At 74.7% G+C, this 13,142-nt stretch carries 11 protein-coding genes; 7 read left to right on the forward strand and 4 right to left on the reverse strand.

Annotation, left to right across the window (positions count from 1 at the left end; genetic code table 11):
* The 3 genes from VER05_RS08180 to VER05_RS08190 form a co-directional block, all read right to left on the reverse strand.
* Positions 1-817, reverse strand: an 817-nt coding sequence (locus VER05_RS08180; protein WP_324844875.1) for a carbohydrate kinase family protein, incomplete at its 3' end; no start/stop codon positions are given.
* 4 nt (positions 818-821) lie between these two features.
* Positions 822-2,543: a glycoside hydrolase family 13 protein gene (locus tag VER05_RS08185; protein WP_324844885.1), complete on the reverse strand. Its 1,722-nt coding sequence runs from the start codon at positions 2,541-2,543 to the stop codon at positions 822-824.
* A gap of 71 nt (positions 2,544-2,614) precedes the next feature.
* Positions 2,615-3,643 carry a LacI family DNA-binding transcriptional regulator gene (locus VER05_RS08190; protein ID WP_324844876.1) on the reverse strand — a complete coding sequence of 343 codons (1,029 nt, stop codon included), beginning with the start codon at positions 3,641-3,643 and terminating at the stop codon, positions 2,615-2,617.
* 225 nt (positions 3,644-3,868) lie between these two features.
* On the opposite strand from VER05_RS08190, the gene VER05_RS08195 reads away from it, so the two are divergent.
* The 4 genes from VER05_RS08195 (at position 3,869) to VER05_RS08210 (ending at position 9,665) form a co-directional block, all read left to right on the forward strand.
* Positions 3,869-5,110, forward strand: a complete 1,242-nt coding sequence (locus VER05_RS08195; RefSeq protein WP_324844877.1) for a maltose ABC transporter substrate-binding protein — start codon at positions 3,869-3,871, stop codon at positions 5,108-5,110.
* A gap of 106 nt (positions 5,111-5,216) precedes the next feature.
* Positions 5,217-6,842, forward strand: a complete 1,626-nt coding sequence (locus VER05_RS08200; protein ID WP_324844878.1) for an ABC transporter permease subunit — start codon at positions 5,217-5,219, stop codon at positions 6,840-6,842.
* Position 6,843: 1 nt separating this feature from the next.
* Positions 6,844-7,722, forward strand: a complete 879-nt coding sequence (locus tag VER05_RS08205; RefSeq protein ID WP_324844879.1) for a sugar ABC transporter permease — start codon at positions 6,844-6,846, stop codon at positions 7,720-7,722.
* A 5-nt stretch (positions 7,723-7,727) separates the two neighbouring features.
* The gene (locus VER05_RS08210; protein WP_324844880.1) at positions 7,728-9,665 is read left to right on the forward strand and encodes a glycoside hydrolase family 13 protein; all 1,938 of its coding nucleotides are present in this window, start codon (positions 7,728-7,730) and stop codon (positions 9,663-9,665) included.
* Positions 9,666-9,759: 94 nt separating this feature from the next.
* Here the strand turns inward: VER05_RS08210 and VER05_RS08215 are convergent, their stop codons facing one another.
* The gene (locus VER05_RS08215) at positions 9,760-10,134 is read right to left on the reverse strand and encodes a PIN domain-containing protein (RefSeq protein WP_324844881.1); all 375 of its coding nucleotides are present in this window, start codon (positions 10,132-10,134) and stop codon (positions 9,760-9,762) included.
* Between the two features lie 64 nt (positions 10,135-10,198).
* Here VER05_RS08215 and VER05_RS08220 point away from each other — a divergent pair, with 64 nt between their 5' ends.
* Genes VER05_RS08220 through VER05_RS08230 form a run of 3 tightly spaced genes read left to right on the forward strand, consistent with a single transcriptional unit; the run spans position 10,199 to position 13,133 of the window.
* Complete coding sequence (locus VER05_RS08220) at positions 10,199-11,470, forward strand: deoxyguanosinetriphosphate triphosphohydrolase (protein WP_324844882.1); 1,272 nt, start codon at positions 10,199-10,201, stop codon at positions 11,468-11,470.
* Between the two features lie 35 nt (positions 11,471-11,505).
* Positions 11,506-12,165 (forward strand): SigE family RNA polymerase sigma factor, encoded by a 660-nt coding sequence (locus tag VER05_RS08225; protein WP_324844883.1) that lies wholly within the window; start codon positions 11,506-11,508, stop codon positions 12,163-12,165.
* Positions 12,162-13,133 carry a hypothetical protein gene (locus VER05_RS08230; protein WP_324844884.1) on the forward strand — a complete coding sequence of 324 codons (972 nt, stop codon included), beginning with the start codon at positions 12,162-12,164 and terminating at the stop codon, positions 13,131-13,133. Before VER05_RS08225 ends, VER05_RS08230 begins: the two co-directional genes overlap by 4 nt.
* Positions 13,134-13,142 lie beyond the last annotated feature (9 nt).

Consider the following 13,142-nt stretch of genomic DNA (forward strand, 5'->3'; position numbering starts at 1 on the left):
CCCACGCCAGGGCGTCCGCCGTCGGCCGGCCCGCCAGGGTCGCCGCCAGCAGGCCCGACAGGAACGCGTCGCCCGCGCCGTTCGTGTCGACGACGGCCGCCGCCGGCGCCGCGCCGACCTCCCAGAACCCGCCCGCGTCCAGCGCCAGCGCCCCGCGCGCGCCGCGGGTGCAGACCGCCAGCCGCGCGCCGCCGGCCACCCGGGCCCGCAGGTACGCCGCCGGGTCGGGCAGCCGCGCCTCGGACACCAGCAGCACGTCGGCCCCGTCGGCGAACGGCCGCTGGAACTCCGCGACCCCGTCGTCGTCGTGCACGTCGCACCACACCGGCACCCCGGCCGCCCGCGCCGTCGCCAGCACCGGGATCGACAGCTCCGCGAGGTCCACGACGGCGGCCCGCGCGCCCGCGAGCCCGGCCGCCGCGTCGACCGCGACGCCCGGCGACGGCAGCGTCAGGTACACCGACACCCGCCCGCCGTCGGCCGCCATGAGGTTCACGTGCCGCTCGGTCGACCCGTCGCGCGCCGGCACCGCGTCGAGCGCGATCCGCGGGTGGTCGAGCGCCGCCCGCACCGCGTCCCCGAGCGCGTCCGCGCCCAGCACGGTCCGCAGCCGCACGTCGACGCCCAGCGCCGCGAGCGTCACGGCCTTCCCCGCGGACGTCCCGCCGAGCCCGTCGTGGTGCCCGGACGCGAACAGCGTCTGCGACCGCGCCCCGGGCAGCGCGTCGACCCGGACCAGGGTGTTCCAGGAGGCGGGCCCCACGACGACGACGGGGCCGCCCCCGTGTGCGGGGGCGGCCCCGTCGGGGTGCGTCACGGCGTCAGCGCGCCCGGAGCCAGACGGTGGTGTCGCCCGGCAGCTCCGCGCCGACCGGGGCGTCGCCCGGCAGTCCGGACGCCAGCAGCACCTCGGCGCCGGCGGGCAGCGCGACCGGCGACGAGCCGAGGTTCGCGACGACGACCACGGACCCGTTCCGCACGGCGATGACGTCCTCGTCGTCCTGGAACTCCGGCTCCCACGACGCCCCGCCCAGCCCGAGCTTCTCGGCCCGGCGCAGGCGCAGCGCCGCGCGGTACAGCTCGAGCGTCGAGCCCTCGACGCCGTCCTGCGCGTCGGCGGCGTACGCGGCCCACTCCGCGGGCTGCGGCAGCCAGGTCCTCCCGTTCGGCGAGTAGCCGAAGCCCGGGGCGCCGGCCTCCCACGGCAGCGGCACCCGGCAGCCGTCGCGGCCGCGCTCGGCGCCGTTCGTGCGGAAGAACGCCGGGTCCTCGCGGACCTCGTCCGCCAGCGACGTGTGGTCCGGCAGGCCGAGCTCCTCGCCCTGGTAGACGTACGCCGAGCCCGGCAGGCCGAGCATGAGCAGCGAGGCGGCGCGGGCGCGGCGCAGGCCGAGCTCGGCGTCGGGCTGCTCGTCCTCGGCGCCGATCCCGTTCGGGCGCGACGACGGGTCGGCCAGGCCCAGGCGGGACGCGTGCCGGACGACGTCGTGGTTCGACATCACCCAGGTGGTCGGGGCGCCGACCGTGTCGTTGACCTGGTACGAGGCCGCGATGACCTTGCGCAGCGCCGGCGCGTCCCAGCCGGTGGCGAGGAACGCGAAGTTGAACGCCTGGTGCATCTCGTCGGGGCGGACGTACCGGGCCAGGCGGCTCAGCGGCTCGACCCAGGCCTCGGCGACGAGCATCCGGTCGCCGTCGTACTCGTCGAGGACCTTGCGCCAGGCGCGGTAGATCTCGTGCACGCCGTCCTGGTCGAACATCGGGCCCTGGTTGCCGGAGCCGGAGACCGCGTCGCCGTCGTCGGCCCCCTCGATCATGGACACGTGGCCGTCCCAGTCGGGCAGCCCCTCGGCCTTGACCATGCCGTGCGCGACGTCGACCCGGAAGCCGTCGACCCCGCGGTCCAGCCAGAACCGCAGCACGCCCTCGAACTCCTCGCGGACCTCGGGGTTCGACCAGTCGAGGTCGGGCTGCTTGGAGTCGAACAGGTGCAGGTACCACTGGCCGTCGTCGACGCCGTGCCGCTCGGGGGTGAGCCGGGTCCACGCCGGGCCGCCGAAGATCGAGCCCCAGTTGTTCGGGGGCTCGGTGCCGTCGACGCCGCGGCCCTCGCGGAACAGGTACCGCGCGCGCTCGGGGGAGCCGGGGGGCGTCTTCAGGGCCTCCTGGAACCACACGTGCTCGTCGGAGGAGTGGTTCGGGACCAGGTCGACGACGACCTTGAGGCCGAGCCCGTGCGCGCGCTCGAGCAGCGCGTCGAAGTCCGCGAGGGTGCCGAAGAGCGGGTCCACGTCCCGGTAGTCGGCGACGTCGTAGCCGGCGTCCGCCTGCGGGGACCGGTAGAACGGGGACAGCCAGACCGCGTCCACGCCCAGCGCGGCCAGGTGGTCCAGCCGCGCGGTGATGCCCGGCAGGTCGCCGATGCCGTCGCCGTCCGCGTCCGCGAACGACCGCGGGTACACCTGGTAGATCACCGCGTCCCGCCACCAGGGGCCGTCGACGGGGCCGGGCTCGTGCACCACCTCCGGGGCGGGGCGGGAGATCGGCTGCTGGTCGAGCTGGCTCGGGGTCCCCGCGGAATCGGGAGCGTAGCGAGCGATTGCGTGGGGTGAGGTCACGCTGGTCCTCCGGGAGAAGCGGGTGCAGAGCTGGTGGAGCCGCGCACGATGAGCTCCGGGTGGAACAGGAGCTCGGTGCGCGACGTGGGGGTGCCGTTGATCTCCGCCATGAGCGCGGAGACGGCGGCCTGGCCCATCGCCTGGACGGGCTGGCGCACCGTCGTGAGCGGGGGGTCGGTGAAGCCGATCAGGGGCGAGTCGTCGAAGCCGACGACCGACACGTCCTCGGGGACGCGCAGGCCGCGGGACCGCGCGGCGCGGATCGCGCCGAGGGCCATGAGGTCCGACCCGCAGATGATCGCGGTGTGGCCCGAGTCGATGAGCTCGTGCGCCGCGGTGGCGCCGCCCTCGACCGTGAACAGGGTGGTGTTGACGTGCGGCGCGGCGTCCTCGACGCCCAGCTGCGCGCGGAGCTGCTCGGCGAACGCCCGGCGCTTGCGGGCCGCGGGCACGAACCGCTCGGGGCCGATCGCCAGGCCGATGCGCCGGTGGCCGAGCGCGACCAGGTGCCGGACCGAGAGCTCGATGGCGACGGAGTCGTCGGTCGCGATGCTCGGGGCGTCGACCGCCTCGGCCCGGCCGTTGACGAGCACGATCGGCAGCCCGCGCCCGCGGAGCGCGTGGTAGCGCTCCACCGACGCCTGCGTGTCCGCGTGCAGGCCGGAGACGAACAGGATCCCGGCCACGTCGTGGTCGAGCAGGATCTCGACGTACTGGTCCTCGGTGGTGCCGCCGGGCTGCTGCGCGCACAGCAGCGGCGTGAAGCCGCGCTGGGTCAGCATCGACTCCATCGCCTGGGCCATCGCCGGGAACACCGGGTTCGACAGCTCGGGCACCACGAGGCCCACCAGGCCCGCGGGCCGGGTGCGGAGCTTCTCTGGGCGCTCGTAGCCGAGCACGTCGAGGGCCGCGAGCACGGCCTGCCTGGCCTGCGAGGAGACCCCGGGCTTGCCGTTGAGGACCCGCGAGACGGTCGCGGTGGAGACGCCGGCCTGCTCGGCCAGATCGGTGAGGCGTGTGCGCACGGTCGCGAGCGTAGAGGGCACCGTCGCCTCCTCGTCGTCGTTGTCGTCATCCGATCGGGGCTGCTTCGTCCCCTCGGGTCGGAGAGCACTGTAACCGATGCCTGAAAGTTACCGTAACGGCTTGCAACGGGGCCCGGAAGTTGATTACGGTCCGGGTCATCGAGCCAGCGCCGGCGGTGCCGCCGCGGGCTCGCACCGCCCCTTCTGACGCTGGGAGACACCCTGATGCGACGGAGCATCCCCGCCCTCGCCACGACGGCCGTCCTCGCGCTCGCCCTCGCGGCGTGCTCGAGCTCGGACTCGCCGTCCGACGCCACCTCCGACAGCCCCGCCGCCGACTCCGGCGCCGAGGGCACCCTGACGATGTGGGTCGACGACACCCGCATCGACTCCATGCGCCCCGTCGTGGAGGCCTTCACCGAGCAGTCCGGCGTCGAGGTCGACCTGGTGCAGAAGGCCACCGGCGACATCGGCCCCGACTTCGTCACCCAGGTCCCGACCGGCGAGGGCCCGGACATCATCGTCTCGGCCCACGACGGCCTCGGCGAGTGGGTGAACAACGGCGTCGTCGCGCCGATCGAGCTCGGCGACAAGGCCGACGAGTTCGCCGACTCGGCCGTCCAGGCCATGGCGTACGACGGCCAGACCTACGGCGTGCCGATCTCGATCGAGAACATCGCGCTGGTCCGCAACAACGCGCTGCTCGCCGACACCCCGGCCACCACGTTCGACGAGCTCGTCGCGCAGGCGCAGACCGCGGGCACCGACTTCTCCGTGCTGATCCAGCAGGGCGAGGAGTCCGACCCGTACCACCTGTACCCGCTGCAGACCTCGTTCGGCGCCCCGGTGTTCGAGCAGGCCGAGGACGGCTCCTACACGGACACGCTGGCGATGGGCGGCGAGGCCGGCCACGCCTACGCCCAGTACCTCGCCAAGCTCGGCCAGGAGAAGGTCCTCGACCTCTCCGTCGACGGCGACAAGGCCAAGCAGGCGTTCCTCGACGGCCAGGCGCCGTACATCGTCACCGGCCCGTGGAACACCTCCGCGTTCGAGGAGGCCGGCATGGACATCTCCGTCCTCCCGGTCCCGTCGGCCGGCGGCCAGCCCGCGCAGCCGTTCGTGGGCGTGCAGGGCGTGTTCATCTCGGCGAAGTCGGCCAACCCGGTGCTCGCGAACGAGTTCGTGGTCAACTACCTGACCACCGAGGAGGCGCAGGACGCGCTGTACGAGGCCGGCGGCCGCCTGCCGGCGCTGACCGCCTCGGCCGACAAGGTCGACGACCCGGTCCTCCAGGGCTTCAACGACGCGGGTGCCACCGGCGCGCCGATGCCCGCCATCCCCGCGATGAGCTCGGTCTGGTCCTTCTGGGGCGCGACCGAGGCGCAGATCGTCGGCGGCCAGACGGCCGACCCGGCGGGCGCGTGGGACGCGATGGTCCAGAACATCCAGGACGCCATCGACGGCTGACCGCCGCCGCGACCGCCGGGGTGCCCACGAGGCGCCCCGGCGGTCGCGCCGCTCGTCCCCACCCCATCCGCAGCACCAGCACCGCCGCGCGCCCGGAGGCACCCGCATGACCGACCAGTCGACCGTCCAGGAGGTCGCGCCCGACGACCCCGGGACCGCACGCGGGCCCCGCCGCCGGCGCGCGCCCCGCGGCACCACGTCGCACGCCCGCTCCTTCTCCCCGGGCTTCCTCGCCAAGCTGATCCTCATCGGCACGGTCGACGCGCTCGGCGTGTACGGGATCCTCTCCGCCTGGGCCGTGTCCCAGTGGGGGATCCTCGCGTTCCTGGTCGTGGCGCTCGGCGCCGCGAACTGGGCCTACTTCTCCCGCCGGATGCTGCCGGCGAAGTACCTGGTGCCCGGCCTGGTGTTCCTGGTCGTCTACCAGCTGTTCGCGATGGCCTACACCGGCTACGTCGCGTTCACGAACTACGGCGACGGCCACAACTCGACCAAGGCCGACGCGATCACGCAGATCGCCGCGCAGAACGAGCGCCGCGTCGAGGGCTCGCCCGCGCTGCCGCTCGCGGTGGTCCAGAACGGCGACGAGCTCGGCTTCGCGGTCGTCACCGAGGACGGCGACACCCAGGTCGGCACCGCGGACCAGCCGTTCGAGGACACCGACGCCACCGTCGAGTCCGGCCGCATCACCGCGGTCCCCGGCTGGGACGTGCTCGGCTTCGCGCAGGTCGCCGCCGACCAGGAGGCCATCACCTCGCTGCGGGTGCCGTTCTCCGACGACCCGGCCGACGGCTCGGTCCGCACCCAGGACGGCTCGACCGGGTACGTCTTCCAGTCGACGCTCGAGTACGACGCCGCGAGCGACACCTTCACCGACGCCGAGACCGGCACCGTCTACTCGCCCGGCGAGGGCGGCAACTTCGTCTCCGAGGACGGCCAGCGGCTGACCCCGGGCTGGCGGGTCGGCGTCGGCTTCGACAACTTCACCTCGATGGTCACCGACTCCCGGATGGCCGGGCCGTTCGCGCAGATCTTCGTCTGGACGTTCGCCTTCGCGTTCCTGTCCGTCGTGACCACGTTCGCGCTCGGCCTGTTCCTCGCGATCACGTTCAACGAGCCCCGGGTGCGCGGCCGCAAGGTCTACCGCTCGCTGCTGATCCTCCCGTACGCGTTCCCCGGCTTCCTGTCCGCCCTGGTGTGGCGCGGCATGCTGAACGAGCGGTTCGGCCTCATCAACGAGGTCCTGCTCGGCGGGGCGTCGATCCCGTGGCTGAGCGACCCGTGGCTCGCCAAGGCGGCGATCATCGGCGTGAACCTGTGGCTCGGCTTCCCGTACATGTTCCTCATCTGCACGGGCGCCCTGCAGTCCATCCCGCACGACATGACCGAGGCCGCCCGGATCGACGGCGCCGGGCGCTGGCGGATCTTCCGCTCGCTCACGCTGCCGCTGCTCATGGTGTCGGTGGCGCCGCTGCTGATCTCGAGCTTCGCGTTCAACTTCAACAACTTCTCGCTGATCTACATGCTGACCGGCGGCGGCCCGAACTTCGTGGGCACCCCGTACGTGGTGGGCCACACGGACATCCTCATCTCGATGGTCTACTCCGTGGCCTTCGAGTCCGGGGTCAAGCAGTACGGCGTCGCCAGCGCGCTGTCGATCGTCATCTTCCTGATCGTCGGGGTCATCTCCTACCTCGGCTTCCGTCGCACCCGCACCCTCGAGGAGATCTGAGATGGCCCGCTCGCCCGAGCTGCACACCGCCGTGCGCGGCCGCCGCTGGTGGTCCGAGGTCGGCTGGCGGCACGTCGTCGGCGTCGTGATGATCGCGGTCTGCCTGCTGCCGCTGCTGTACGTCCTGTCCGCGTCGCTCAACCCCGGCGGCACGCTCACCGGGTCCAACCAGCTGTTCCGCACGATCAGCCTCGAGAACTACACCGAGCTGGGCCCGCGGGGGTACTACAACTGGGCGGTCAACTCCCTCGTGGTGTCCACCACGACGGCCGTCGGCACGGTGCTCATGGGCGCCGCCGCGGCCTACGCGTTCTCGCGGTTCCGGTTCCGCGGCCGCCGGTCGGGCCTGACGACGCTGCTGCTGGTGCAGATGTTCCCGCAGATGCTCGCGTTCGTGGCGCTGTTCCTGCTGCTGCTGTCGCTGTCCGAGGTGTTCCCGGCCATCGGCCTCAACACCCAGCTCGGCCTGATCTGCGTCTACCTCGGCGGCGCGCTCGGCGTGAACACGTTCCTCATGTACGGGTTCTTCAACACGGTGCCGCGCGAGATCGACGAGGCCGCCAAGATCGACGGCGCGAGCCACGCGCAGATCTTCTGGACGATCATCCTGCGGCTGGTCGCGCCGATCCTCGCGGTCGTCGGCCTGCTGTCGTTCATCTCGTCCTACGGCGAGTTCATCATCGCCAAGGTGGTGCTGCAGCGGCCGGAGCGGTTCACGCTCGCGCTGGGCCTGTACAACTGGGCCTCCGACGAGCGGAACGCGCGCTGGGGCATCTTCGCCGCCGGCGCCGTGCTCGCCGCCATCCCGGTCGTGCTGCTGTTCCTGTTCCTACAGAAGTACATCGTCGGCGGCCTCACCGCCGGCTCCGTGAAGGGCTGAGGCGCTTGTCCGACCCGACGACGCGGGGCCGGCACGCCGCCGGCCCCGCCGCCGCGCCCGGCTCCGTCGCCGCGCCGCTCGGCGCCCACCACGACGGCTCCGCCCTGTACGTCCCCGCCGGGACGCCGGCGCTCGGCGACGTCGTGCCCGTGCGGGTGCGGGTGCCGGCCGGTGCCGGGCCGGACCCCGAGGTGTGGCTCCGGGTCGTCGAGGACGGCGAGCCGCGGGTCTACCCGGCGCGGGCGGACGGCGGCGACACCCACGAGCGCTGGTTCACCGCCGACGTGCCGGTGACCAACCCCGTCACGTCGTACCGGTTCCTGCTCGCCGGGCCCGGTCGGCCGGGCGGCCAGGAGTGGCTCAACGGCGAGGGCACGATCGCGCGCGACGTCCCGGACACGTCGGACTTCCGGCTGTCGACCACGCCGCCCGGGCCCGACTGGGCGCGGGACGCCGTGGTCTACCAGGTGTTCCCGGACCGGTTCGCCCGGTCGTCGGGCCGGCACGACGGCCCGCCCGCGGGCGACCTGCCCGACTGGGCGCTGCCCGCGGCGTGGGGCGACGAGCCGATCGGCGGCGGGCCGGGCACCGGCACCCAGCTCTACGGCGGCGACCTGGGCGGCATCGAGCAGCGGCTCGACCACCTGCAGCGGCTCGGCGTCGACACCCTGTACCTGACCCCGGTGTTCCCCGGCCGGTCCAACCACCGGTACGACGCGCGGACGTTCGACCACGTCGACCCGGTGCTCGGCGGCGACGAGGCGTTCGCGTCCCTGGCGCGGGCGCTGCACGGCCGCGGGATGCGGCTGGTCGGCGACCTGACCACCAACCACACCGGCGACGCGCACGACTGGTTCCGGCGCGCCGTCGAGGACCACGCCGCCGAGGAGCGGTCCTTCTACTACTGGCAGGACGCCGACCCCGGCTACGTCGGCTGGCTCGGCCACGCCTCCCTGCCCAAGCTCGACCACCACGCGCCGGCGCTGGCCGCGCGGATGTTCGGCGGCCCGTCGTCGATCGTCGGCCGGTACCTGTCCGAGCCGTTCGGCATGGACGGCTGGCGGGTCGACGTCGCCAACATGACCGGCCGCCAGGGCGCGGACGACCTGACGCACGAGGTCGCGGAGCGGATGCGCGCGGCCATGGCGGAGATCAACCCGGACGCCGTGCTGATCGCGGAGCACTTCCACGACGCGGGCGCCGACCTGCGGGCGGCCGGCGGCTGGCACGGCACGATGAACTACTCCGCGTTCACCCGGCCGGTGTGGACCTGGCTGACCGACCCGGCGTCGGAGGCAGCGGCCGCGCTGCGGTACGTCGAGCTGCCCGTCGGCATCCCGCGGCGCCCCGGCACCGCGGCCGTCGCGGCCATGCGGGAGTTCGGCGCCGCGGTGCCGTGGAGCGTCACCACCCACCAGTGGAACCTGCTCGGCTCGCACGACACCGCGCGGTTCCGGACCATCGCCGGGTCGCGCGACCTGGTCGAGGTCGGCGTCGGCCTGCTGATGACCTACCCCGGCACGCCCGTGCTGTTCGCGGGCGACGAGGGCGGGCTGGTCGGGCGCAACGGCGAGAACTCCCGGGTGCCGATGCCGTGGGCGCAGATCGACGCCGGCGGCGGCCCCGCCTGGGACGCCGGGCTGTTCGGCACGTACCGGTCGCTGATCGCGCTGCGGCGCTCGTCCCGGGCGCTGCGCGAGGGCGGGCTGCGCTGGGCGCTGGTCCGGGACGACGCGATCGCGTACCTGCGGGAGACCGCCGAGGAGCGGGTGCTCGTGCTCGCGGCGCGGGCGCCGTGGGCCGGGGCGCTGCTGCCGGGTCACCTGCTGGCGCCGGGCGAGCAGCCGGAGAACCTCTACGGCGGGGCGGCGCTCGGCGTGGAGCCGGGCGGGCTGCGGCTGCCGGGCGACGGGCCGGGCGTGCAGGTGTGGCGCCTGGCGTGAGCCGGCGGCTGCGGCGCCGAGTTCGGCACTCCGGGTGCGAGTTCGGCACCTGGAGCTGCCGACCTCGGCACGGGACTGCCGAACTCGGCGGGGGTCAGGGCGCGGTGATCGTCCGGACGGGGCACCGGGCGACGCCCGCGCGGGCGATCCGGGCGTCGGTGGTGACCAGGGTGGCGTCGCGCACCTCGGCCGCGGCGACGTAGGCGGCGTCGTACGCGGACAGGTTGTCGCGGACCTGCCACATGCGCGGCAGCAGGGGCGCGGTCGGCAGGACGTCGACGGTCGCCGTGGCGAGCGCCGCGACCGCCGCGTCCGCCCGCCCTGCATCCAGCTTCCCGCCGAGCAGCAGCCCGCGGATCACCGCGAGCACCTCGACGTGCCACTGCTCGGGGACGACCCACACGGGATCGGCGCGCAGCACCCGGTCGGCCTCGTCGGCGCGCGGGTCGGAGCCCCATTCTGCCTGCACTCCGCATGTGGCGGTCGATCGCGTCGGTGACCGGTGCCGGGGCCGCCCGCCTAAACTGGGGCCCGTGACCAGCGAGCACCCCGACGGCTACGTCGACGCCGACCGGGAGCGCTGGGTCGCCGAGGCGCCCAAGTCGCGCTCCCGGAGCCCGTTCGAGCGCGACCGCGCGCGCCTGGTGCACTCGTCGGCGCTGCGCCGGCTCGGCGCCAAGACCCAGGTGCTCGGCCCGTCGACCGACGACTTCGTCCGCACCCGGCTGACCCACACGCTCGAGGTGGCGCAGGTCGGCCGCGAGATCGGCAAGACCCTCGGCTGCGACCCCGACGTCGTCGACACCGCCTGCCTGGCGCACGACCTCGGCCACCCGCCGTTCGGCCACAACGGCGAGCGCGCGCTCGCCCACATCTCCCGGGACATCGGCGGCTTCGAGGGCAACGCCCAGACGCTGCGGCTGCTCACCCGCCTGGAGCCCAAGGTCGTCGGCCCGGACGGCGTCGCGGTCGGGCTCAACCTGACGCGGGCCTCGCTCGACGCCTCGGTGAAGTACCCGTGGGGCGCGGGGGAGGGCCCGCTGTCCGCGACCGGCCGGCCGACCCACAAGTTCGGCGTCTACGCGGACGACCAGCCGGTGTTCGCCTGGCTGCGCGACGGCTCGCCGGTCGGGCACAAGTGCCTGGAGGCGCAGGTCATGGACCTCGCCGACGACATCTCGTACTCGGTGCACGACGTCGAGGACGCCGTCGTGGGCGGGCGGTTCGACCTGTGGGTGCTGACCGTGCCGGACCAGCGCGCGCGGGTCGTCGAGGCGATCCAGACCTGGTACGGCGACGCGATCGACGCCGCGGGGCTGGAGGCCGCGATGGACCGGCTGGTCGCGGCCGAGCTGTGGCGGCCCGGGTTCGACGGCACCCGGCGGGCGCTCGCGGCGCTCAAGGACACCACCAGCCAGCTGATCGGGCGGTTCGCGCGCGCGGCGCAGGTCGCCACCCGCGAGCGGTACGGCCCCGGCCCGCTGACCCGGTACGCCGCGGACCTGATCGTCCCCGAGGAGACCCAGGCCGAGATCCTCGTCCTCAAGGGACTCGCCGTCGCCTACGTCATGGCGCCCCGCGAGCTCGAGCCGCTCTACCAGCGGCAGCGGGAGATCCTGGCGGACCTCGTGCACGTGCTGTCCGAGCGGGCGCCGCTGGCGCTGGAGCCGCCGTTCGCCGCGGACTGGCGCGCGGCGGCCGACGACGCGGCCCGGCTGCGGGTCGTGGTGGACCAGGTGGCGAGCCTGACGGACGTCAGCGCGGCCGCCTGGCACGCGCGGCTGGCGCCCCCGCCGCGGTACTGACGCAACCTTCGGGCCCCGCGGTGCGTGTACCGGGTGTGAGAGTCACCATCGCCGCCCCGGCCGAGGGGCCCGACGCGCCGGCGGAGCTGCTGCTCCCCGTGCAGCCCGACCGCGGGCCCGACGGCGCCCCGCGCCGCGCCCCGCTCCGCGCGCCCACCCGCCGGGCGACCGCCGACGAGGAGTTCGCCCTGTTCATGGGTGACGCCGCGCCGGCGCTCGCCCGCACCGCCTGGCTGCTGTGCGGCGACGTCCACCAGGCCGACGAGCTCGTGCAGCAGGCGCTCGTCCGCACCTACCTGGCGTGGCCGCGGGCCCGGGAGCGGGACCCGCTCGCCTACGCCCGGCGCGTGCTCGCGAACCTGCGCATCGACACCTGGCGGCGGCGGCGCCGCGAGGTGCTGACCGACCCCGGCGACCTCCCGCACGGCGCCGAGCCGTCCGGGGCCCAGCGGCAGGCGGACCGCGACCAGCTGGTCCGCGCGCTCGCCACGCTCAGCACCCGGCAGCGGCGCGTCGTCGTCCTGCGGCACCTGGAGGGCCTGTCCGAGGCGGAGGTCGCCGAGGACCTCGGCGTCACCGTCGGCACCGTGAAGTCCACCGCGTCGCGCGCGCTCGCGCGGCTGCGCGCCTCGCTCGGCGAGGACGCCGCCGTCGCCGGCCCCGGCCGCCCCACCGACCCGAGGAGCACCCGATGAGCACCGACGACGAGTTCGTGCGCGCCCTGCGCTCCCGCGCGGACGCGGCCGCGCCGACGATCGACGTGCACCTCACGGGCGTCGTGCCGCGTGCCCGGCGGCGGCGGGCCTGGGCCCGGGCGGCCGGGGCCGGCGCGGCCGGCGGGCTGGTGCTCGCGGGCGTGCTGGTCGGGCAGGCCTGGGCGGGGGCGCCGTGGTCGACGCACACGCTGGCGGGGCCGGCGACGACGGGGGAGCCGGTGGCCACGGGGGAGCCGTCGGCGGAGGCGTCGCCGGACGCCACGGCCGCCGAGGACCCGCGAGACGCGGCCGAGGCGGCGGCCGACGCGGCGCTCCGGGACGGCACCGCGCAGGGGGCGGCGCCGTACTGGTACACGCTCATCACCGGGCCGGACGGGACGGGGGAGCGGTTCGAGTCGTGGACGAGCCCCGACCGGCCGGGGCTGCTCGTCTGGGACGGCGACCTCGCGAACCCGGCGGCACTGGGGCCGTCGAACGTGCTCGGGAGCTTCCGGATCGGCGGCGAGTGGGTGGACATGCTGCGCGACCCCGCCGCGCTGCCGACCGACCCTGCGGCGCTGGAGCAGGTGTTCCGCGACAGCGTCGAGCCGGACCGCCGGAGCGGCACCGACGACGACAAGGTCTACGGCATGGTCTACGACCTGCTGGACGGCAGCCCGGGTTGGCTCCCGACCGCGTTGCTCCAGGCGGCCTGGGAGGTCGCCGGTTCGCTCCCGGGGTCGACGGTGGTCCCGGGCGTGGACTCCCTCGGCCGCGCCGGCGAGGTGCTCACGAGGCCGGGGACCGTGAACGGCGCGGACCGTCTCGTCGTCGACCCGGCGACCGGCCTGATCCTCGAGATGAACTCCGGTGACGGGGTCCGCGTGCTCCAGCAGTCCCCGGCGGACACGGTCCCGCTGGAGCCCACCCTGGAGATGGCCGGCTGCACCGCGTGGGAGTCCTGCTGACGACGCCGC

This window comes from Cellulomonas sp. (genome assembly GCF_035634735.1).
Lineage (GTDB): Bacteria > Actinomycetota > Actinomycetes > Actinomycetales > Cellulomonadaceae > Cellulomonas.